The sequence below is a fragment of the Cerasicoccus frondis genome (assembly GCA_031296915.1).
GTDB classification, from domain to species: Bacteria; Verrucomicrobiota; Verrucomicrobiia; order Opitutales; family Cerasicoccaceae; genus Cerasicoccus; species Cerasicoccus frondis.
Genome location: JAVDPC010000001.1, coordinates 41,486 through 61,822, shown reverse-complemented (window position 1 = coordinate 61,822; position 20,337 = coordinate 41,486). Strand labels below are relative to the sequence as shown.

The 20,337-nt window shown below is 52.7% G+C and carries 22 protein-coding genes; 20 read left to right on the top strand and 2 right to left on the bottom strand.

The window, feature by feature from the left end:
• Positions 1 to 2: 2 nt before the first annotated feature.
• Positions 3 to 662: a PqiC family protein gene (locus tag RBB63_RS00270; RefSeq protein WP_309379913.1), complete on the top strand. Its 660-nt coding sequence runs from the start codon at positions 3 to 5 to the stop codon at positions 660 to 662.
• Positions 663 to 809: 147 nt separating this feature from the next.
• Here the strand turns inward: RBB63_RS00270 and RBB63_RS00265 are convergent, their stop codons facing one another.
• Complete coding sequence (locus RBB63_RS00265; RefSeq protein WP_309379911.1) at positions 810 to 1,577, bottom strand: exodeoxyribonuclease III; 768 nt, start codon at positions 1,575 to 1,577, stop codon at positions 810 to 812.
• Positions 1,578 to 1,915: 338 nt separating this feature from the next.
• Between RBB63_RS00265 and RBB63_RS00260 the strand changes: the two genes are divergently transcribed.
• The 17 genes from RBB63_RS00260 (at position 1,916) to sppA (ending at position 17,716) form a co-directional block, all read left to right on the top strand.
• Positions 1,916 to 3,214 (top strand): alginate export family protein, encoded by a 1,299-nt coding sequence (locus RBB63_RS00260; RefSeq protein ID WP_309379910.1) that lies wholly within the window; start codon positions 1,916 to 1,918, stop codon positions 3,212 to 3,214.
• A 102-nt stretch (positions 3,215 to 3,316) separates the two neighbouring features.
• On the top strand, positions 3,317 to 3,817 hold the full coding sequence (locus RBB63_RS00255; RefSeq protein WP_309379907.1) for an MOSC domain-containing protein: 501 nt from the start codon (positions 3,317 to 3,319) through the stop codon (positions 3,815 to 3,817).
• Positions 3,814 to 5,013 (top strand): molybdopterin molybdotransferase MoeA, encoded by a 1,200-nt coding sequence (locus RBB63_RS00250; protein ID WP_309379905.1) that lies wholly within the window; start codon positions 3,814 to 3,816, stop codon positions 5,011 to 5,013. Before RBB63_RS00255 ends, RBB63_RS00250 begins: the two co-directional genes overlap by 4 nt.
• Entirely contained in the window at positions 5,010 to 5,495 is a 486-nt protein-coding gene (gene moaC, locus RBB63_RS00245; RefSeq protein WP_309379903.1) for a cyclic pyranopterin monophosphate synthase MoaC, read from the top strand. The genes RBB63_RS00250 and moaC overlap by 4 nt, the downstream gene beginning before the upstream one ends.
• Positions 5,488 to 6,111 (top strand): molybdenum cofactor guanylyltransferase, encoded by a 624-nt coding sequence (gene mobA, locus RBB63_RS00240; RefSeq protein WP_309379901.1) that lies wholly within the window; start codon positions 5,488 to 5,490, stop codon positions 6,109 to 6,111. The genes moaC and mobA overlap by 8 nt, the downstream gene beginning before the upstream one ends.
• Positions 6,108 to 6,350 carry a MoaD/ThiS family protein gene (locus tag RBB63_RS00235; RefSeq protein ID WP_309379899.1) on the top strand — a complete coding sequence of 81 codons (243 nt, stop codon included), beginning with the start codon at positions 6,108 to 6,110 and terminating at the stop codon, positions 6,348 to 6,350. The genes mobA and RBB63_RS00235 overlap by 4 nt, the downstream gene beginning before the upstream one ends.
• 3 nt (positions 6,351 to 6,353) lie before the next feature.
• Positions 6,354 to 6,818, top strand: coding sequence for a molybdenum cofactor biosynthesis protein MoaE (locus tag RBB63_RS00230; RefSeq protein WP_309379897.1), 465 nt, complete (start codon positions 6,354 to 6,356; stop codon positions 6,816 to 6,818).
• On the top strand, positions 6,811 to 7,884 hold the full coding sequence (gene moaA, locus RBB63_RS00225; protein WP_309379895.1) for a GTP 3',8-cyclase MoaA: 1,074 nt from the start codon (positions 6,811 to 6,813) through the stop codon (positions 7,882 to 7,884). Before RBB63_RS00230 ends, moaA begins: the two co-directional genes overlap by 8 nt.
• Positions 7,885 to 7,893: 9 nt before the next feature.
• Complete coding sequence (locus tag RBB63_RS00220; RefSeq protein WP_309379893.1) at positions 7,894 to 8,649, top strand: ribonuclease HII; 756 nt, start codon at positions 7,894 to 7,896, stop codon at positions 8,647 to 8,649.
• A gap of 56 nt (positions 8,650 to 8,705) precedes the next feature.
• Entirely contained in the window at positions 8,706 to 9,470 is a 765-nt protein-coding gene (locus RBB63_RS00215; protein WP_309379891.1) for a pyridoxine 5'-phosphate synthase, read from the top strand.
• Positions 9,470 to 9,883, top strand: a complete 414-nt coding sequence (gene acpS / locus RBB63_RS00210; RefSeq protein WP_309379889.1) for a holo-ACP synthase — start codon at positions 9,470 to 9,472, stop codon at positions 9,881 to 9,883. The genes RBB63_RS00215 and acpS overlap by 1 nt, the downstream gene beginning before the upstream one ends.
• Before the next feature lie 3 nt (positions 9,884 to 9,886).
• Complete coding sequence (locus RBB63_RS00205) at positions 9,887 to 11,434, top strand: NAD(P)H-hydrate dehydratase (protein ID WP_309379887.1); 1,548 nt, start codon at positions 9,887 to 9,889, stop codon at positions 11,432 to 11,434.
• 27 nt (positions 11,435 to 11,461) lie between these two features.
• On the top strand, positions 11,462 to 11,857 hold the full coding sequence (locus RBB63_RS00200; RefSeq protein WP_309379885.1) for an META domain-containing protein: 396 nt from the start codon (positions 11,462 to 11,464) through the stop codon (positions 11,855 to 11,857).
• 7 nt (positions 11,858 to 11,864) lie between these two features.
• Positions 11,865 to 13,022: a DNA-processing protein DprA gene (gene dprA / locus RBB63_RS00195; protein ID WP_309379883.1), complete on the top strand. Its 1,158-nt coding sequence runs from the start codon at positions 11,865 to 11,867 to the stop codon at positions 13,020 to 13,022.
• A 3-nt stretch (positions 13,023 to 13,025) separates the two neighbouring features.
• Entirely contained in the window at positions 13,026 to 13,955 is a 930-nt protein-coding gene (locus RBB63_RS00190; RefSeq protein WP_309379881.1) for a glycosyltransferase family 9 protein, read from the top strand.
• Positions 13,956 to 14,010: 55 nt separating this feature from the next.
• Complete coding sequence (locus tag RBB63_RS00185; protein ID WP_309379879.1) at positions 14,011 to 15,795, top strand: ABC transporter ATP-binding protein; 1,785 nt, start codon at positions 14,011 to 14,013, stop codon at positions 15,793 to 15,795.
• A 94-nt stretch (positions 15,796 to 15,889) separates the two neighbouring features.
• Positions 15,890 to 17,716: a signal peptide peptidase SppA gene (sppA, locus tag RBB63_RS00180; RefSeq protein WP_309379877.1), complete on the top strand. Its 1,827-nt coding sequence runs from the start codon at positions 15,890 to 15,892 to the stop codon at positions 17,714 to 17,716.
• 42 nt (positions 17,717 to 17,758) lie between these two features.
• Here the strand turns inward: sppA and RBB63_RS00175 are convergent, their stop codons facing one another.
• Positions 17,759 to 19,141, bottom strand: coding sequence for a hypothetical protein (locus RBB63_RS00175; protein WP_309379875.1), 1,383 nt, complete (start codon positions 19,139 to 19,141; stop codon positions 17,759 to 17,761).
• 202 nt (positions 19,142 to 19,343) lie between these two features.
• Here RBB63_RS00175 and RBB63_RS00170 point away from each other — a divergent pair, with 202 nt between their 5' ends.
• Complete coding sequence (locus RBB63_RS00170; protein WP_309379873.1) at positions 19,344 to 19,883, top strand: iron-sulfur cluster assembly protein; 540 nt, start codon at positions 19,344 to 19,346, stop codon at positions 19,881 to 19,883.
• Positions 19,884 to 20,327, top strand: coding sequence for a 23S rRNA (pseudouridine(1915)-N(3))-methyltransferase RlmH (locus RBB63_RS00165; protein ID WP_309379871.1), 444 nt, complete (start codon positions 19,884 to 19,886; stop codon positions 20,325 to 20,327).
• Positions 20,328 to 20,337: the final 10 nt, after the last annotated feature.

The window sequence follows — 20,337 nt, the reverse complement described above, 5'->3', positions numbered from 1 at the left end:
ATATGAGAGAGTTATTCTTTAAGTTCGCACTCCCAGTCATCGCTCTAGGTCTGCTATTCACCCAGCAGGGGTGCAGCTTGGGTAAGCAATCAACGCCATCCAAGTTCTACGTTTTAACTTCCTTGCCTCAGGCTACGGAGCCGCTTCCCGTTTTTCAGGATTCGCCACCCGATGTCGGCGTCGCTCAAATTGAGATTCCTAAGTATCTTGACCGCCCGCAAATGGCGTATCGCGTTAATACCAACGAAGTCAGGTTCAATGAGTTTGCTCGTTGGGCTGAGCCAATCGGCTCCGGCGTTACCCGTGTGACGCGTGAAAACCTGACTCAATTGCTTGGCCCAGGGAAAGTTGCCGCATTCCCCTGGATGCAGCCATTTCCTCGCAAATACATGATCAGCGCTGTAGTGACTGATTTTTGTGCGAACGACGAAGGCGTCGCGGAATTAAGAATCATCTACCGTATCGCAGATCGCAAAAATGATGAAACCTTCTTGATCAGCGAGGCCACATATACGGATTCATCAGGATCAACGCTATCCACCACCAATGCAGTCAATGCACTGAGTGATACGCTGACGCAGTTTTCCTATGCTGCTGCCAAGGATATCGCCAAAGTTGACGCCGAGCAATTGGCCAAAAGCAGTAGCGCGCCTAGCAACTAAAGCACTCGGTTCGAGCTTTGGAGCCAGATCGGAAGTTTGCTACGTTGGCATTTCAATTACGGGCTTTCAGCCCGCTCAATCAAGGCCGCCTTGCGCTGCATCCAATCTTATCCCCACCTGATTCGGCCAATCTAGGTGAAAAGTGCTCTAGATTTTCAGGGTGATCGCGATGGGGCAGTGATCGCTGCCCATTACGTCACTGAGAATTTCAGTCTTTTCGATGTTCGGCGCCAAGCGTTTCGACACCAGGAAGTAGTCAATTCTCCAGCCGACATTCCGCCCCCTGGCTCCGCCTCGATAGCTCCACCAAGTGTAGTGGTCGGGTTCGCCTACATGTTGCGCCCGGAAAATATCAACGAGCCCTGCATCTAAATGTTTGGTGAATTGTTCGCGCTCTTCATCGGTGAAGCCAGCTGTGCGACGGTTGGCTTTAGGGCGCGCGATGTCGATTTCCTGGTGCGCGACATTGAAATCGCCACACACGATCACCGGCTTTTTTGCATCTAACTCCTTTAAGTAATCGCGGAAGGCGGGGTCGAACTCGGTAGTCCGGTAAGGCAATCGGCGCAGCTCATCCTGTGAGTTCGGCACGTAGACATTGACCAGGTAAAAAGCCTCGTATTCAAGCGTCAGCACTCGGCCTTCTCTTGGGTGGTCGGGCAGTCCCGTTGTTTCATCCAGAAATGGCAGCTTAGAGAAAGTTGCTGTGCCTGAGTAGCCCGCACGGTCAGCGCTGTGGTAGCACTGTTGTTGAAAGGGCATCTCCAGTTTCGGTATCTGATGCTCACTCGCCTTGATTTCCTGCAAGCAGACAATGTCTGGACCACGCTTGGCGATGAAATCCAGAAAACCCTTCTTCAGAACCGCGCGCAAGCCGTTCACATTCCACGAAATAATGTCTATTGTTTGACTCATATGATCAAAATTGGGGCAAAATTTGATCAATCAGTTTCAATAAGCGAGGAATTAACCGAAAACCGGGGTAACTTTTCCAGTTGGCTAGATTCATTGGCGCCATGAAGGAAATCAATGGACCTCGCGTCGCCAGAACCGACGCCAGTATGGGATGGCTATAGAAAGCTCTGTCCATGTCGAGCAGCTAGCAATCTAAGTCATGTATGAATTTAGCTCATGTATGTAATTACTTTTAATCACTGGCATAAATGACACATTCAGCATCTTTGGCACGGTCGGAGCTTAAATGGCATGCGAAAGGTCATTTCTGAACAATCTTTACAACTTACTAACTGAAAATGAAAAACACACTGAAACAACTCACTACTCTGGCGTTACTTGGCGTTACTACGGCCACAGCTGATGTCATTGACTTTGGCGAAGCGCCTGAAAAATGGGAAAACGCCAAGCCAAACACCGAACTTGGGCAGGAAATCCTTGGCTACGCCGGGGAGCCGGCTACGCAAGGTCGCTTGCTGTTTAATCAAAGATTGCGCTACGAGTATGCGGACGTTCAGGGGCCGCTCTCTTCGTCTAACGCATTAACTTTACGCACGCGCATCGGCTACGAGACGCCCAAGCTTTATGGCATGTATTTGCTGGGCGAGTTCGAAAACACCTGGGCGATTAACTATTCTGACTACCAGGCCTTTCCGGGGCCAGGCACCCAAACGCTGATTCCAGACCCACGCAACAATGAGCTGAATCAACTTTTCTTCGGTTTTGCCGGCTGGAACAGTGACTTTAAAGGTGGGCGACAGGAGATCAATTTAGACAACCAACGCTACGTAGGCGCAGTTGCCTGGCGTCAGAACGAGCAGACGTTTGACGCGCTTCGCTTTCAAACTGAGATCATCCAAGACACTTGGTTTTCCTATGCCTGGGATTGGCGAGTAAATCGCATTTTTGGGGTGTATGCTCCGACCGCGAACCTTGAGCGTTTTCACTCGAACAACCACTTCTTTAACGTTCATTACAAGGGCGTGCCCTATGGAACGCTGGCGGCATATTTCTACTATCTGGATCTGGATGGCGCTGCAGCTGCTTCCGGCAACACCTTCGGCCTCTATTATGACGGCAAGGTAGAGCTAAGCGATGGCCTGAGCATGCCTTTCCGGGCTGAGTACGGCTTCCAAACCGAGAATTCTGCCTCAGGCGCAAATTCTGACTTCTGGTTGAATTACTTCCACACGGTTCTTGGATTGAACTATGAAGGTTACGAAGCCGGGTTCGGATTTGAAAACCTGGGCGGCAACGGCACGCGTTCGTTCCAAACACCTCTCGCCACGCTCCATAAGTTCAACGGTTGGGCCGACGTGTTCCTAAACACGCCAGCCGCTGGCTTGCAGGATTTCTACATTTATTACAAGGCCAAGCTTCCCTACAAGTTCGGTCTGACTGGCGCCGTGCACTACTTCACTGCGGAAAGCGCTAATAACACTTATGGTAAGGAGTTCGACATTGGGCTTTCACGCCCGATCACGGACAACCTTACCGCATTGGTTAAGTTTGCCTACTATGATGGTCATGGTGGCCCATCAGTTCCTCTCGGGGCTGACGTCACCAAGCTTTGGGTCCAAATCGACTTCAAGCTCTAGTTTAGGTTTGCTATAGGTTAGAGAGAGGCTGTCGGCGAGGAATACTTGTCGACAGCTTTTTTCTGTAGTTGAATCATCATTAGCGATAAGTATCGTTTCTCAATGCTATCCGAGCGCACCATGGTGAAGGTTATGGCCATCTGGATTTCGCCTGGTCATGACTTCCGCGGGCGTCATGGGCTTGGGCGTGAGGACCACGGAGTCGTGAAAGCAGACTTCATCGATTGCCACGCAGGCAAGGGAATCGCAGGTGACCGCTACTACGACTACAAGCCGGATTATAAAGGGCAGTTGACTTTTTTTGATGAGGCCGTCGCCCGTAAATTGGAGCTGGCGTTTCAGTTACCCACATTGGATAGATCGCTTTTTCGTCGCAATGTGCTCTTAAACGGAGTCGACCTCAATTCGCTCATCGGTAGGGAATTCCGCATGGGTGACGTAGTTTTCTCGGGCAGCGAAGAATGTAGCCCCTGCTATTGGATGGACGAGGCTGTTACGCCAGGAGCGTTTGAGTGGTTGAAGGGGCGGGGAGGTCTCCGTGTCCGTATCTTGGAATCCGGAAAACTATCGCTGGGCGAACAGACGTTGGAGGTGTTGTCATGAGCGATCTAATCAGCGTCACCACTGCCGACGAATTGATTGCCAGCTTCGGCGACCAAAGTCCCGCCATTAGTTGCCCGCTGGGAAAAGCAGCGGGGCGCATTCTACGGGAAAATATTTATGCCGATCGTCCGCTTCCACCGTTCGACCGGGTGATGATGGATGGCTATGCGGTTCGATTTGATGATGTGGCGCCGACGACAGGAAAATTCTTAGTCTGTGGTCAGCAAATGGCTGGTGATCGCGCATGCGGGCTGCCTGATAAATCTGGAGCGGCGATTGAAATCATGACCGGGGCCAGTTTACCTGTGGGCGCCGATGCAGTCATCCCCTACGAAGACACGGAACGCGAAGGCGAAATCTTCACCTTAACCGCCAAAGATGACATCGAGCGTGGGCAATATATCCATCGTCAAGGCACAGACTTTGCAGCGCAAAGTTTACTCGTTTCTGCAGGTTCACCATTAGGCCCCGTAGAGTTGGGCGTTGCCGCGTCCTGTGGATATGCCGAAGTAAAGGTGAGCGCACGTCCGCGGATCGCGGTCGTGGGTACGGGAGATGAGCTTGTTCCCATCACTTCGACGCCATTACCACACCAGATACGCGCGTCCAATGCGACTACGCTGGAGTCTGCCCTTGGGCTGGCCCGTTTTCACGTCGGAGAAGTTGATCACTGGCCCGACGATGAGACTGTAGGCAAAGCTCGATTGCAGGATTTACTGGCGCGATCCGATGTGCTGGTTATTGCGGGAGCCGTTTCCAAGGGGCAGCGGGATTGGATACCCATGGCGCTGGATGACGTTGCCGGTTGCGTCTTCCACGGTGTCCGTCAGCGCCCTGGAAAGCCAATGGGTTTGTGGCGAACCCCTGACGGAAAAATGATCTTCGCACTGCCAGGAAATCCCGTCTCTGCGTTAGTCGGCCTGCACCGTTACATACTGCCATATTTACGTCAACGGGATGGGCAGGCGGCAACAGCGCAGTCAGTCGCTATTGCGGAAGATGTCTCATTTGCACGACCGATGACCTGGTTTTTGCCGGTGACGCTCCGCAGTGACGGAAGTGCGGAACCACGCCCCGTCAACAATTCCGGTGACTACGCTAGACTCTGTGGCGCAGATGGTTTTATTGAGCTGCCTGAAAACGCTTCACGATGGACAGCAGGAACTAGAGTCACATTCTACAAGTGGTCAGTATGAGTAAAAGTTTAACGCATTTAGATGAGTCAGCCCGGCCGAGAATGGTCGATGTCAGCGCTAAGGCTGTTTCCACACGAGAGGCAGTTGCCGAAGCCATTGTCCTGTTTCCGCCAGATGCTTGGGCCTACTTGTGCGAAAACGGGTTCACGTCGAAGAAAGGATCGATTCTGGATGTCGCCAGAGTTGCTGGCGTCATGGGTGTTAAGCAGACGAGCCAATGGATTCCATTTTGCCATCCGCTGCCTATCGACGGTTGCTCCTTTACGATTGAGCCCGATGTTGATGAAGCGATGCTGATCATACACTGCAAGGTCAAGACGACGGGAAAGACTGGAGTCGAAATGGAAGCGCTGACCGGAGCCTCTGCAGCCGCACTAACGATCTATGATATGACGAAGGCCTTGGGGCACGGCATTGAAATTAGGCAAACGCGCTTGCTCAGTAAAACGGGCGGCAAAAAGGATTTCCAAGCTGATGCCTGAACTTCCGGAACACAGCCCGACTCTCGGCTTGGTGCTCGCTGGCGGACAAAGTCGCCGCATGGGGCGGGACAAATCGAGTTTGCACTGGGGAGGCCAGGCGCTTTGGCGCAAACAGGCTGAGCTGCTTCGTTTCGTTGGATTGGAGGTGGCGGTGTCTATTCGTCCCAATCAAGTACTGACAGAGGAAAATGGAATCAGCGTAAAGCACATTGAAGATTGTTTCGCTGATGCAGGGCCGCTTTCGGGTTGGCTCAGCGCATGGCGACAGTACCCGGATCATGCGCTGCTCGTTGTCGCATGCGATCTGCCACTATTGGATAGCGGTACGCTGCTTGAGTTGATTGCTCAGCGAGCTGCGGGCCACTTAGCGACGGCATACCGCAGTGCAAGTGATGGACTGCCGGAGCCAATGTGCGCACTTTACGAGCCTGCGGCTAAACCTGTATTTGAAGCTGCGCTTGCTGCTGATCGACGCTGTCCCAGAAAGCTTTTGATCGAAGGGCAAGGCCGAGTTAAGCTTTTGGACTTAGCCAATCGATTGGCGTTGGAAAACGCCAACACGCCGGAAGAGTTCGCGCGTTTGGAAAAGCTTGCTGGAACGGAGGCCCTGCAATGAAGACGGTAACGCTTATGTATTTTGCCCAACTAGGCGCGCAAGCCGGTTGTTCGGAGGAGCAGTTTAAAACTTCTGCGCAAACCTGCACCGAGCTTTTTGGAGAATTGAAGCATAGACACGGCTGGCAGTTGCCAGTTGATCGCGTGCGGTTTGCATGTAATGATGCGTTTTGTGCTGGCGGTGACGCCTTTAGCGATGGTGATGTGTTGGCCATCATGCCACCCATGTCCGGAGGTTAATTGATGTTTACTCTGTCAAACAAAGTAATCGAGCATGAGGTTTTGCGAGGCAGCTTACTGCGTCATGACGCCGGCGGCTTCTGTGCTTTCGAAGGTTGGGTGCGCAATCACCACCTCGGCAGAGATGTTGAGCGCTTAGAGTATCAGGCATACGCCAAGCTAGCTCAAACCCAAGGCGAGGCGGTGCTCAAACTGGCGCATGATCAGTATGACCTCCTTGATTTAAGAGCCGAGCACCGGATCGGAGCGTTGATTCCGGGAGACCTGGCGGTTTGGGTTGGCGTGTGCTCAGTGCATCGCGATCAGGCCTTTGAGGCTTGCCGTTTTATCATCGACGAAATCAAAGCAACAGTTCCCATCTGGAAGCATGAGTACTACGTGGATGGATCCGATGAGTGGGTCGATCCCACCGCGTGCCATTGCGATCATCGACACTTAAACCACGACCACAAGCACCGGCATGCTTAGTCCGTCCAGTCAGCTTACTTTGCCTGAGAAAGTAGCTTTGCAGAGCAAAGTTATCTCAGAAGGCAATGTTGCCGACCTTCGTGGACGCATGCTTAAGGACTTGCGCCTGTCGATTATTGATCGCTGCAACCTGCGTTGTCAGTATTGTTTGCCGGCTGAATTATTTGGTGAAGACTTTCGTTTTCGTTCCATCCGTGAATTATTGTCCTATGACCAACTGGCGCAAATCGCCGATGCGTTTGTGAAACTTGGCGTGGAGAAAATCAGGCTGACGGGAGGCGAGCCGCTCCTGCGGCCACAGATTGCGGACTTTGTTGCCAGGCTTAAATCAGAGCATCCTGCGGTTGACCTAGCGTTGACGACCAATGGCATGCGATTGAAGGCGATGGCTCCCGAGTTGCGGCAAGCTGGCTTAGACCGAGTGAACATCAGCCTTGATGCATTGGACCCGATTGTTGCCGCCAAGATGGCGGGGCGGCATTATAATCCCTGGACTATCATTGAGGCCGCCATTTCCGCTCGAGAAGCAGGACTTGGCGTGAAGCTGAATGCTGTCATCAAGCGTGGCGTCAACGACTCGGAAATCTTGCCACTGGCCAAAATGGCTCGGACGCATGGATTCGCGCTACGTTACATTGAGTATATGGATGTGGGCGCCACCAATGGTTGGCGGAAGGAAGATGTCGTGACTGGCGCAGAAATTCGAAGGCTGCTCACTCAATTAGCTGAGCTTGAGCCAATGCGCCCCGCAGTATTTGGCGAAGTCGCTCGACGGTATCGGTATCTGGATAGCGGCCTGGAAGTTGGTTTCATCGAATCGATCAGCCAACCGTTTTGTGGGAGTTGTACCCGGGCAAGGGTATCCGCCATGGGCGAACTCTATACCTGCCTGTTTGCGAATCGCGGCATTTCGCTAAAGCCGCATTTCGCTGACGACAATTTTGCCGAAGCCGTGCGTAACATTTGGCTGCGACGCAAAGATAATTACTCGGAGTTGCGACGCATCAAGCCTCACGGACTTGGTCCGGATGAATCACCGGCTGAAATGTGGAAACTGGGCGGATAATTGGGAGTTATGGCGACGCAGACTAGCAAAGGGCACCCGCTTTGGCGTTTTGATCGACAAGCATTGCGCAGGACACGATGCCCATCATTGATTGGTGTTGATGAGGCGGGTAGGGGGGCATTGGCTGGTCCGGTGGTTGCAGCGGTTGCTTATATTCCCGCTGCTAGTTATGAGCACCCTGGTTTTCGGCGATTGAGTCGGGAAATTAACGACTCCAAGCAGCTCAAAGCCGATCAACGTGAAGCTCAGTTGCAAGTGATTGAAGCCTGGCGTGCGGATAAGTTAGTTGCCGTTTTTCCCGGAGTCGCAAACGTGCAGGAGATTGAAACGCTCAATATCTTGGGCGCTACTCGATTAGCCATGCAGCGTGCGTTGGAAGCCTTGAAAGTGGATTTGCTCTCGGCGAATTCTGCTGGTGGGGATCTGCTTGGCAATGACGTGAATCAGAGCGCGTATCCCAGGATTTTAGTCGATGGGAAGCCACTGAAGCCTTTTCCTTGGATGCATGAGTCTGTCGTCGGTGGGGATGGCAAAAGCCTGGCCATCGCGATGGCGTCCATCTTCGCGAAGGTGACTCGTGATCGTCTGATGGTTGAACTGCACGAGACGGACTCACGTTACCACTTCGATCAGCATAAAGGTTATGGGGCTCCAAAGCATGTCCAGGCATTGCGAGAGCACGGGCCAACTTTGCATCACCGTAAGCTATTCTTGCGGAAGCTGGAATTGCCCGTGACTCAATACAATCAAGGCGAGCTGTTTTAGACTTTGCGCGAAGTCAGAAGTTTGCGTAGGTTGTCACGTTTCAATCCCAGCTTACCATGATATCCAGAAATGTATTATTGGGCGTGAACATCGACCACAGCGCCACGGTCAGGCAAGCGCGTTATCGCGATAACTCGTTGGATCGTGGACGGATGGTTGAGCCTGATCCTGTAGATTTTGCTTTGGCTGCGCAGCGCGCTGGCGCAGACGCCATTACGCTCCATCTGCGCGAAGACAGGCGACATATTCAGGACAGCGACGTCTACCGTATGATCGAAATGATTCAGGTTCCGATGAATCTGGAAATGGCGGCGACCGAAGAGATGGCGAAGATTGCGGCAGAGGTAAAGCCTGCGGTTGTGCTTCTGGTGCCGGAGAGTCGGGAGGAAGTCACGACCGAGGGCGGGCTGGACGTCGTCAAACACCGCAGTCGAGTCAAAGACGTTATCGCGGAGATGAAAGCAAACGGCATTGCCACGAGCCTGTTTATTGACCCTGAGTTTGCGCAGATTGATCTATCGGCTGAGCTTGAGGCTGAGTATGTTGAGCTTCATACGGGAGCCTTTGCTAATGAATATTATGGCCCTCAAATGGAGATGGAGCTAACCAAGCTCAAACATGGCGCAGTCCGGGCGCACGACGCAGGCATCAAGGTCAATGCAGGGCATGGGATTAACTATACGAACATTCGCCATGCCCGGGAAATCCCTTGGCTTCATGAAATGAACATTGGCCACAGTATCGTGAGCCGATCTTTATTCGTTGGCGTAGATGAGGCGGTTCGCGACATGAAAGCCAAAATGAACGGCATTTTTCGGTGATGATTGACCCATCCCGCATTCGAGGGGCCGTAATCGGCATTGGCTGCGACCTGGTGGATATTGAGCGAGTCCGCGAAATGCATGAGCGTCATGGAGAGCGTTGCTTACAGCGAATTTACTCTCCGGAAGAGCAGGCTTATTGCCTTAAAATGCGCAACCCATATCCGTCGTTGGCAGCTCGTTTTGCGGCGAAGGAAGCCGTGTCGAAAGCTTTTGGCACTGGCATCGGCAAAGAGTTTGGTTTGCTGTCTTTGAGTGTTGGAAAAGGCGAGCAGGGGGAACCGATAGCCATCCTGGATGAGCAGGGGGAAGCTTTGCTGCGCAAAGTTGGCGGAACAGACATCCTGTTGTCCCTGTCGCACACGTCCACGCAAGCAATGGCGTTTGCTGTGATTGTCTGTAAAGATCGTTAAACCATGATTTATGCGCACCCCATTCTGACTTGCGAAGAGTCCATTGCTTTGGAGAAGCATTTGCTTACCGGAAAAGAAGCGGAATGGACGGCGATGAATAAGGCGGGGCGCACGCTTGGCCGCGCGGTATTGGATGACTTTTGTGAAGTGGCGCATCCGCATTCCCACCAACATCGCAGGCCGCGTGTGTTGGTGATTGTGGGCAAAGGTCACAATGGTGGCGACGCCTTACTGGCTGCAGATGAAATTTCCCAACTGCGGCCTGAAGCCGAAATTTTCATCCTGCCTTTGGTGGAAAAGAAGGAGTGTCGCACGTTGACACAACGGGCATGGGATAACCTCGAAGGAGCCGGCAAAGCCCAAGTGATCCCGCAATTGAAAATCACTAACCTGGACTTTGAAATCTGCATAGACGGTCTGTTGGGCATGCAGTTCAAGCCTCCGCTCAGGGACAGCGCCAAGCAACTGCTCACCGCCATCAACGGGCATGCGTCCATACTTTTCCGCGTTGCAGTAGACTTGCCCAGTGGGCTGGGGGACCCGGATGCTTTTCAAGCAGACGCAACTTATGCGACCGGGATCCTCAAGTCGCCGACGATCAACTTTAGTCAGGCAGATAAAGTTGGGCGGTTGCGCTACCTGGATATTGGCTTTTTCGAAGAATTGTATCTTGGACCGCAGGAAGCAGGCGAAGATGTGCTGACGCCTCAGGTCCTTGCTCCTTTGCGCAATTGGCGCTCTCCGCATGCGGATAAACGCCAATTCGGGCATTTGTTCATCGTTGCCGGATCTCGTTCAATGCCTGGCGCTCTGCTGATGAATGCGATGGCGGCGCTCCGCAGTGGAGTAGGCTTAGTGACGGCGTTTGCTCCTGAGAGCGTGGCGGCGCAGTTTGCGGCTCAGTTGCCAGAAGTTATGTGGGTTCCCTGGCCGGAAACGCCAGATGGCGGCTTGGCGCTCGAAGGTTGGCATTTGCTACGTGAGAAATTGCCCCGGGCCACAGCGCTGCTGTGTGGTTCAGGCATCGGACAGGATCCTGAAACGCTGAAATTGATCGAGGAGATCGTCGCCGAGACGCAGACACCGATGGTGCTCGATGCGGATGCCCTGGTCCCAGCTGTTCTTGATGCAGCCGCGGCACGTGGTCCGAACAAGGGTTCAGTGATCATTACCCCGCATGCCGGTGAGTTTAAGCGACTCAGTGGGCAGGACCATGCCCGCTATGACCGCGAATCCCTCACCTGGTATGCGCATAAGCATGACGTCATTACCGTTTATAAAGGGCCGTTGACCCGCGTTACCGATGGACGCTTTGTGCATGCTTCGCCGTTTGGCGGGCCTGTTTTGGCGAGAGGCGGCAGTGGCGATTTACTTGGGGGCTTAATCGGTGGTCTGTTGGCGCAATGGCCAGGTGAAGCCTTTCAAGCTGCGAGCGCTGGAGTGGTGTGGCATGGCATGGCGGCCGATATGCTAGCCCGGGAGCGTGGGGCGGTGTCAGTGGCGACGACGGATTTATTGTCCTACCTTGCCCCTGTTTTACGTTTGGCATAGCGCCAGTTTCTCGAAAGTATTTTGGCAATGAGGAAATATTCCGTATCCATTGTTTTACTGGTCTTATGCCTTGGGCTCTGGCTTTCGTCATCCGGCTGCGCTAGTAGCAAGCAATCAGCAACAGTCCAGGGGGAATACACTCTGAGTTCGATTAACGGCAAAAATCCGGAACTGGATAACGTAACGCTGAAGCTGACGAACAAAGACATCTACGGAAATGGCCCCATCAACCTTTGGCAGGCCTCATTTGAATACGGCAAAGTTGGTCCAATGATCGTGACTCGCCGGGGCGGTCCACCACACGAAATGCAATTTGAGAGCAATCTCCTGTCTTCTCTGGAGGGCTCAACTTTGGAGACAGTGGAAGACGAACTGATTTTCAGCAAGTCCGGGTCGAAGATCATTTTCATTAAGACCGAGTAGGCCTGTTGTGAGCACGCCCGCATCATTAACGAAATCCCAGGCGCTGCTTGCGTTGAACGGCCTGCCACGCCTTGGCCCCGTAACCTTGCGCCGTTTGCTCAATGAATTTAAGGATGACCCGATAGCCATTCTATCCGCCAGCAAATCAGCCTTGTTGCGGGTGGAGCGAATTGGGCAAGATACGGCGGAGGTTATCCAAAACTGGGAAAAGCATTTCGATTTGGCGCGGGAGGAAAAACGCCTCGCCAAAGCAGGGGCGTCTTTCGTCGCCATTACCGATCCGGATTATCCCAAGCCGCTCAAGAAAATTTACGATCCGCCCCTCGGTCTCTACATGATTGGTCCATTGCGTCCGGCAGTCAAAACCGTCGCAATTGTGGGTAGCCGCCGCACTACGTTGTATGGGCAAAGTGTGGCCAAGCGATTAGCTCGGGACCTCGTTGGCATGGGGTTTTGCGTGGCCAGCGGTCTAGCGCGAGGCATTGACACCGAGGCGCATCACGGGGCCGTGGAGGCTGGCGGCGACACCGCTGCGGTTCTCGGCTGTGGCGTGGACATCGTTTACCCGCCAGAGAACATTGAGCTCTATAAGGCAATAGGAGAACGCGGCGTACTGATCAGCGAGTTGCCTTTTGGCACGCGTGCGAGCAAGACCACGTTCCCCATGCGCAACCGCCTGATTGCGGGCATGTCGGCCGCCATCATCGTCGTTGAGTCTGATAAAAGCGGCGGCAGCATGATCACCGCGCGCTTTGCGATGGAGCAAAATCGGCCGGTTTTTGCTGTTCCAGGGCGAATAGATCAGCCAAGTAGTGCAGGTTGCCACCAGTTAATCCGGGATGGGGCTGTGCTATTGACCAGTATCGACGACTTAATCAATGAACTTGCCTACGGAGGCGCCAAGCAGACTGAACTCGAACTTGGCGGTGAGGACGGTCAAAGCATCACCATGAGCGACGATCAGCGTTCCGACATCTTGAAAGACCTCAACAATGACGAGCGGGCTGTTTTCGAACATCTCTTAGATGGGGCAGCGTTGACGCGCGACGTTCTGGCCGAAAAAAGCGGCCTGCCTGTTTCCGCAGTCTCGGCGACCCTGCTGATGCTGGAGTTGAAGCGGCGGGTCGGAAAACGGGCCGACGGAAGCTACGAACGCCGGAATTAACCGATGCGTATCCTGGTTATCAAACCGTCCTCATTGGGCGATATCATTCATGGCTTGCAGGTCGTCGAGTCGATCCGCCTCCAGTTGGAGGACGTTCAAATCGACTGGGTGGCGCGTGATGTTTTTGCGCCACTGGTGGAGGCGTGCAATACGGTGGATCGGGTGCTGCCGTTTTATCGCTCTGCCGGCATCGGAGCCTTTGGGCAGCTACTGGCAGATATACGCGATACGCACTATGATTGGGTGCTGGACATGCAGGGGCTTGCGCGCAGTGGCCTGATGACCGCCTTTTCCAAGACGCCGCGTAAGCGTCGTGTTGGGCGGTCTGACGCCAGAGAGGGAAGTCGTTGGGCCTATGGGAAATTCGCCAAAGCGCCAGAAGGAGGCTCGCGTCATGCGGTCGATATTTTGCGTGAATTTATGCCAGCCATGGGACTGCAGAATCAACTCTTAGGTCACCTGTCTTTTGCCTCGCCGAAGCAAGGCGCCTTGGAGTTGCCTACCGATTACTTGCTACTGTTTCCTGGCAGTAGACGTGCCGAGAAAGAGTGGCCGGGCTTTACTGATTTAACCGAACTTCTGCTCGAAAAAACAGATGCGCCGATCATTTGGGGTGGAGATGTTGCGGCCGACGGTCGTGACGTGTGGCCTAAGGATCGTTTTTTCAATTTTACCGCCAAAACTGCATTGGATGTGCTGCCGTTACTCGTGGGTAAAGCCAAATTAGTCATCTGCAATGACAGTGGCCCCATGCACTTAGCGGCTGCAATGGGTAAGCCGGTTTGGGGTATCTTTGGCCCGACGCCACCGGAATTGTATGGGCCGTACCCGCTCAGCGCCCCCCAGAATCACGTAGTTTCAGCGCCAAATGGAGTATTGGCGGACTTAAAGGCAAACCAGATGCTTGCGGACATCTTAAGTCACATTCAGTAGACTAAATCAACCTCCTCGCTTGAACTTTGGGCAGAGCGCCTTCAAGTTTGGTGGAATGAATGTCATTTGGCGCGTTTCGAAATATCTTTTTCGCTATCCGATCTTGTTTACCCTGACGATTGGTTTGGCGGTGACCATGACCGGTCTGCAAATCTGGATACCCAAGCAAATCCAGATAATCCTGAAGGGCGTTGAAGACGAGGGCACGCTCAATCAGCTCTGGTTCGGCGCGGCCATCATAGCCTTGCTGTATTTCGGCAGCGAACTCGCCAATGGCCTGCGCATTACGCTGAATAACCTTCTGGAGCAGCGCGTGCTCAAGGACATGCGCATGCAAATTCATTCGAAATTGCTGCGTTTGCCGGTGTCTTTCTATGATCAGCGCAAAAGCGGTGAAATTTCGTCTCGGGTCATCGAGGACGTGAACAATGTCGAGCGTGCGCTGTTGGACGGAACCGAGATCGGGACCCGCGCACTGGTGATGCTCATTGGGGTGACGGTGGTTCTCTTTCGTGAGAATGCCTTTTTAGCCTGGTTCGTCTTTTTGCCGGTGCCGATCTTATTGGTGGCGGGTTATTTTTACGCCAAAAAAGGTCGCAAATACTGGAAACCGGTCCGTGAGGCATCGGGTGATCTGAACAGCCTTTTGGTCGAGGATATCCAGGGAAATCGCCTGATACAGACTTTTGGCCTGCAAAAGCGAGAAACGCAACGCTTTGACAAGCGGGCGGAAACTCTGAGAACACGTCTGCTTTCAGCAATGTTTCGCTGGGCTGCATATAATCCGGCGACTAATTTCATTACCAATCTGGGCTCTGTTAGTGTGATTGGAGTCGGGGGGTACCTTATTTTGTCGGGAAGTAGTGACTTCGGCTTTCCAGACATGGTGATGTTCCTGATTTTCGCGAACATGATTTACATGCCTATTGGGCAGCTCCATCAGCTCAATCACCTATTGGTTGCTGGGAAGGCCAGCGGTGAGCGTGTTTTCGAAATCCTTGATGCGCCGATTGAGGTGGAAGACCCTGACCAGCCTAAAGCGTTTCCTTCTGGATTGCTGGAAATCGATTTCCGCAATGTCACCTTTCAATATCCAGAGCGTCCTGCCGTCCTGGCAAATTTTAATTTAACCATCGAACCGGGTAAGGTTACGGCCTTGGTCGGCCATACTGGCGCGGGCAAAAGCACGATCGCAAACCTGGCGATGCGCTCTTATGATGCAACTGAGGGCACGGTGATGATCAACGGGCTGGATATTCGCGAGTTTGCGCTTAGTGACTTGCATCAGCAAATCGGGCACGTTGCGCAAGATCCATTTCTTTTCGAGGGCACCGTGCGGGAGAATCTCTTGCTTGCAAAGGAAGATGCGACGGATGAGGAGATCGAACGGGCGCTTCGTGGTTCATCCGCATGGGAATTCGTTCAAAAGATGCCCGAGCAAGTGGACACCAATATCGGCGAAAAAGGCATTCGCCTGTCACAGGGCGAAAAGCAGCGGCTGACCATTGCACGCGTGTTGCTGAAAAACCCACCGATGGTCATCCTGGATGAAGCGACTGCGAGCGTTGATACCATTACTGAGCGGCAGATACAGCAAGCTCTCGAAAACTTGATGAGCGAGCGCACCGTATTGGTCATTGCCCACCGCCTGTCGACGATACGAAAGGCGGACAAAATCGTGGTGCTGGAAAATGGCGGCATCCTCGAGCAAGGCACGCATGATGAGCTGTTGCTCAACGAAGGCCGTTACGCGAACCTGTGGCTGCACCAGGTGGATGTCATCCAAGAGTATGAAGACGAAGAGTTCGCCCGCAGTAAGGTAGAAACGAGCGCAAAATAGTTTTTTTGACTGTCTCTCAGCGCACAAAGCGCGATCAAGCATGTCCTGAGATTGCCAAAGTAGGTTTTAAGTCATATTAATAAGAAACTTTTCCATGAAAGATTTATTCAAAATCGTCCTCGGAAGCCTGGCGGCGCAGGCAATTGTAGCATCCGTTTTTTTACTGGGCAGTATTGCGTTTTTATTTCTGCTCCTGATGAGTGGTTCAAGCAAGCCGGTCGAAATAAAGGACAACACGGTATTGGTTGTCGACCTCTGGGCCAATATCAGCGATGCGCCGCAGAGCGAAACCTTAAACGAGGCAATCAGCCAAGCCATGGAGGGTAGCTACATTCCTAATTACTACCTCCTGGAGCTCATCGATGCGCTGGAGACTGCTGCTGATGACGACCAGATCGACGCCATTTTTCTCCATGGAAATTTGCTGCCGGTAGGCTATGGCTCTGGTTTAGCGGTCTTGACCGAGGTGCGGGAAGCGCTGCAGGAGTTTAAAAACTCGGGTAAGCCAGTCTATGCGTATGTTGTCGACCCTAGCTTGAAGGATTATTACCTGATGTCAGTGGCAGACGAAATATACATGAATCCCTTTGGCTTAATCAGCCTGAACGGACTTTCCGCCGAAGGTGTTTATTTGGGGGATGCTTTGAAAAAATATGGCGTTGGAGTACAGGCGACCAAAGTCGGGAAGTATAAGTCGGCAGTGGAAATGTTTACGGGCAACCAAATGAGTCCAGCGGATCGTGAGCAGTTGACAGAGCTCATTGATGATCTCTGGCAGACAATTATCACAGATATCTCGACTGCACGTGGGGCCAGTAAATCACAGATACTTCAAGAGTCGAATAGCCAAGGTTTCTTTATCGCCAATCAGGCGAAAGAGATCGGGCTGGTTGATCATGTCGGCTACTTCGATGAGGTCATCGAAATGCTCAAAACGACCTATGAGACTGATCACGAGAACGAGACATTTCGCCAGATTGCGATGAGCGACTACATTACACGTCACGGCTTTCGCTCGGAGGGAGTTCCGCTTTGGAATACGAGCCCGCAGGTCGCCGTTGTTTACGCCGAAGGAGAAATCGTGGATGGAGAGGGTTACCCAGATCAGGTTGGCGGCGACCGGCTCTCTCGCTGGATCCGCGAACTGCGCAATGACGATAACGTGGCGGCCATTGTTTTGAGGGTTAACAGCCCAGGTGGCAGCGCTGTCGCCTCTGAACTCATTCAAAGGGAGATTCGAGAAGCGCGCAAAGAGAAGACCGTGGTTGTTTCGATGGGCTCCATGGCGGCAAGCGGAGGTTATTGGATCTCGGCTTATTCCGACCAAATTTTTGCCGAGCCGGCCACGATTACCGGGTCGATTGGCGTCTTTGGTCTGGTGCCGAATTTCAAAGCGCTCGCCAATGAGCATGGCGTCACTTTCGATGGGGTGAAAACCAGCACTTACGCGGATCTATTTACGATTTCCCGCCCGAAAACAGATGATGAAATGGCGCTAATCCAACAGTTTACCGACCACTTATACGATGAATTTATCATGAAGGTGTCAGAGGGCAGGGGGCTGCCGTTGGAAGAAGTCAGCAAAATCGCCCAAGGCCGAGTCTGGAGTGGAGAAGATGCGCTGAATATCGGCTTAGTTGACCAGATTGGCGGACTCACAGACGCGATTCATTTCGCAGTCTCCGCAGCAGGCATTGAAGATAATTGGTCCGTAACCCAAGTGCCAGAGCCGCGAAAACTAGCGGACGCCATTGCTGATATATTGAGCGAAACGCCTGGCGCCCCGCCCGTGGTAAAAGCGCCTGAAGACCTGGTGTCCGCAACCATGCGGCGTCTGAACAAAGAACTGAAGTCTCTGCGTTCGCTTAATGATCCCCGCAATGTCTACGCGCGGGTGCCATTTTCCATCGAAATCCAATAGCCAATTTGGCAACTCCGCCGATTAAGCAACCACACTAAGCGCCTACTTCTTGGCCTGGGGGGGGATGCTCTCAGCAGAAGCAGGTTCAATTGTCAGGCTGCCAATCTCGATGGAAGCATCGCCGTTTTTAGCAATTGCGCGAATGCTGTAAACACCCTCTGAGTTTTCGACTGGAGTTGTCGGGGAAACTCGCCATTCAGCATTGGCCATATCCACTAGTTGCACATCTTCATTGGCGAGAGGCAATGCTTGGGAAATGAACTCGTAGTCATCTACATGTATGTTCTGCTCACGCATCAGCGCGTTGTTGAGCAAAATTGCGGCACGCTGATCGTAGCCATCGATTTGCCCAACGTAGTTTACGTCAAAAAAGTAGTTGGCTTTGGCAGTTCCCAATCGGCCGAGGAAATTTGTCTTATCGTCGAGGGTTAAAGACAGTCCGGCTGGTTTTGCATTGTTCGAGGCAGACTGCGTTTCGCTCTCGGAACCGGCGCCCTCAGATACGGTTGGGTCTACTGTGGTGAGCAGTTCCTCGCTCTTAATTCCGAGCGTTTCCGGGGTGTCAGCATTGATCGGGAAGCGCAAGATGGCTTGATCGATTAACACACCAGTCTTGAGATCAAAAGAATTGAGCGCGTAGAGCCCATGCTTGGCTTCAGCGTCAAAAATGATTTCTACGATCAGCAGGGCGGGTTTGAAGCGTTTAACAGTGTCCTCTCGTGAATCAAACAGAACTTTCGGCTTACTCTTATCTACATCCAGGCTGAATTCTGTAACCTCTTCAACGTATGTATAGCGGTTCCCGTCCAGATTGGCAATGGTGTCGCTGAGCGACTGACTAAGGGGGGCGGCTTTGGCATAGGCGCCATTATTTAGGACAAAGGCTCCAGCAAAGAGAATTTTGGTGTAATTATCATTCCACAACTTATAGAGCATGGCCTCAGTTGGCTGTTGGATCGCCTCTTCCAATGCAGCGCCGCTGATCGTCATGTTGATAGACTGAGAATCAAACTGGGCTTGGTAATTCTTGTATGCTTCGTAAGTTTTAATGCGAAGCTGTCCCTGCTCCTCCAAATAAGCTTCCAGTTGCGCTTTACCCTCATCGATTTTTTCTTTGCCTTTCTTACGGTCGGCGTCGGTTTGTTGTTTGGGGACAAATTGGCTGTACTCTTTGGCTGCAAGCCATTCGCCTGATTCGATATCGGCCTTGGCTTGAGCGATGCCACGTTCGACGCGTCGCCATTCTCGCAGCATATCTGGTGACATGAACTGGACTAACGTTTCGTCGGGAACATCCACCGTTACGGCTGGGGCTTCCTTTTTTTTAGCCGCAGCAAATGCTGATGGAGTGCAGAACGAAATCGAGAAAATCACACATGCCAACACAGAGGCCAGCCGGTGTAACGCAGATATGGTATTGGGCATAACGAGAATTTTAATTCAATGCAGAAAAGTGACAAATATATGTCCGGAGTTAAAAGCTACAAGTTTTTTAGCCACATATCACTTACCTTAAATATTTTAATTATAATCGCAAGGAGGAGGTCTAAATTGCCCAGTGGCTGAGGTTTGACATTTCACGCCAACTGATGAATCTGGATGCATGATTAACGACACTTTATACTTAATGCGTGATTGCCCTGCCACCCTGATTCCTGCTGGTGACGCTGTCACCTTGGCAAAAGGCAGCCCGGTAAACGTGAACCAGGCTTTAGGCGGCTCAGTTACGGTCACCGCGCCCAACGGCATGTTCCGCATAGCCAGAGAGAATTTCGCCGCTCTTGGCGCTGAGGCTGAGGAATGGCTCATGAGCGAATTGGGGGGAGAGTCGGCCGATGAGGAACTGGACGGCCCCTTCAGTGAGGACCACGTCTGGGCTGTTTTACGCAACTGTTTTGACCCGGAAATCCCTGTCAATATCGTCGATTTAGGCCTCATTTATGACCTGAAAGTTGAAGACGCTGATTCTGGCAAGCACACCATTTCGGTCCAAATGACGCTGACGGCGCAAGGCTGCGGCATGGGCCCCGTAATTGCCGCAGACGCCAAGGAAAAAATCGAAAGCTTGCCGGACGTCGAGTTTGCAGAGGTGAACATTGTTTGGGATCCACCGTGGAATCCCAAGATGATTTCCGAGGCGGGCAAAATGAAGCTTGGCCTAAAGTAAATGTTCCGCATGACGCTTCTGGTGGTGGGGAAAATGAAAAACACCCACCTGCGCGCATTGTGTGATGATTTCACTGCGCGCCTTCAGCGCCAGGGGCGGCTGGATATCATTGAGTTTAAAGATTCAGACCCTGAGTCCGAAGGAGCGCGTCTGGTGGCTGCCCTCGAAGCAAAAGCCGATGCGTCTGCTTGGGTGCTTGCCGAAGAGGGCAAGACGATGGGCTCCGCTCAATTGGCGGCGCGCATTCAGGAGCAAATGGGACGTGAACTGGTTTTCGTTATCGGCGGACCCTATGGCTTGTCAAAGGCAGTCAAACAACGCGCTAACCGATTATTCGCACTCTCGCCGATGACCTTTACGCACGAGATGGCGCGCTACCTACTGCTTGAGCAACTCTACCGTGGCGTTTCAATCAACAGCGGCTCAAAATACCATCATGAGTAGCAGGCAACGC

What these genes read in the sequence shown, in the direction of transcription:
- RBB63_RS00270 (WP_309379913.1), top strand. Translation starts at nt 3, where the DNA reads ATGAGAGAGTTATTCTTTAAGTTCGCACTCCCAGTCATCGCTCTAGGT.
- RBB63_RS00265 (WP_309379911.1), bottom strand. Translation starts at nt 1,577, where the DNA reads ATGAGTCAAACAATAGACATTATTTCGTGGAATGTGAACGGCTTGCGC.
- RBB63_RS00260 (WP_309379910.1), top strand. Translation starts at nt 1,916, where the DNA reads ATGAAAAACACACTGAAACAACTCACTACTCTGGCGTTACTTGGCGTT.
- RBB63_RS00255 (WP_309379907.1), top strand. Translation starts at nt 3,317, where the DNA reads ATGCTATCCGAGCGCACCATGGTGAAGGTTATGGCCATCTGGATTTCG.
- RBB63_RS00250 (WP_309379905.1), top strand. Translation starts at nt 3,814, where the DNA reads ATGAGCGATCTAATCAGCGTCACCACTGCCGACGAATTGATTGCCAGC.
- moaC (WP_309379903.1), top strand. Translation starts at nt 5,010, where the DNA reads ATGAGTAAAAGTTTAACGCATTTAGATGAGTCAGCCCGGCCGAGAATG.
- mobA (WP_309379901.1), top strand. Translation starts at nt 5,488, where the DNA reads ATGCCTGAACTTCCGGAACACAGCCCGACTCTCGGCTTGGTGCTCGCT.
- RBB63_RS00235 (WP_309379899.1), top strand. Translation starts at nt 6,108, where the DNA reads ATGAAGACGGTAACGCTTATGTATTTTGCCCAACTAGGCGCGCAAGCC.
- RBB63_RS00230 (WP_309379897.1), top strand. Translation starts at nt 6,354, where the DNA reads ATGTTTACTCTGTCAAACAAAGTAATCGAGCATGAGGTTTTGCGAGGC.
- moaA (WP_309379895.1), top strand. Translation starts at nt 6,811, where the DNA reads ATGCTTAGTCCGTCCAGTCAGCTTACTTTGCCTGAGAAAGTAGCTTTG.
- RBB63_RS00220 (WP_309379893.1), top strand. Translation starts at nt 7,894, where the DNA reads ATGGCGACGCAGACTAGCAAAGGGCACCCGCTTTGGCGTTTTGATCGA.
- RBB63_RS00215 (WP_309379891.1), top strand. Translation starts at nt 8,706, where the DNA reads ATGATATCCAGAAATGTATTATTGGGCGTGAACATCGACCACAGCGCC.
- acpS (WP_309379889.1), top strand. Translation starts at nt 9,470, where the DNA reads ATGATTGACCCATCCCGCATTCGAGGGGCCGTAATCGGCATTGGCTGC.
- RBB63_RS00205 (WP_309379887.1), top strand. Translation starts at nt 9,887, where the DNA reads ATGATTTATGCGCACCCCATTCTGACTTGCGAAGAGTCCATTGCTTTG.
- RBB63_RS00200 (WP_309379885.1), top strand. Translation starts at nt 11,462, where the DNA reads ATGAGGAAATATTCCGTATCCATTGTTTTACTGGTCTTATGCCTTGGG.
- RBB63_RS00190 (WP_309379881.1), top strand. Translation starts at nt 13,026, where the DNA reads ATGCGTATCCTGGTTATCAAACCGTCCTCATTGGGCGATATCATTCAT.
- RBB63_RS00185 (WP_309379879.1), top strand. Translation starts at nt 14,011, where the DNA reads ATGAATGTCATTTGGCGCGTTTCGAAATATCTTTTTCGCTATCCGATC.
- sppA (WP_309379877.1), top strand. Translation starts at nt 15,890, where the DNA reads ATGAAAGATTTATTCAAAATCGTCCTCGGAAGCCTGGCGGCGCAGGCA.
- RBB63_RS00175 (WP_309379875.1), bottom strand. Translation starts at nt 19,141, where the DNA reads ATGCCCAATACCATATCTGCGTTACACCGGCTGGCCTCTGTGTTGGCA.
- RBB63_RS00170 (WP_309379873.1), top strand. Translation starts at nt 19,344, where the DNA reads ATGCGTGATTGCCCTGCCACCCTGATTCCTGCTGGTGACGCTGTCACC.
- RBB63_RS00165 (WP_309379871.1), top strand. Translation starts at nt 19,884, where the DNA reads ATGTTCCGCATGACGCTTCTGGTGGTGGGGAAAATGAAAAACACCCAC.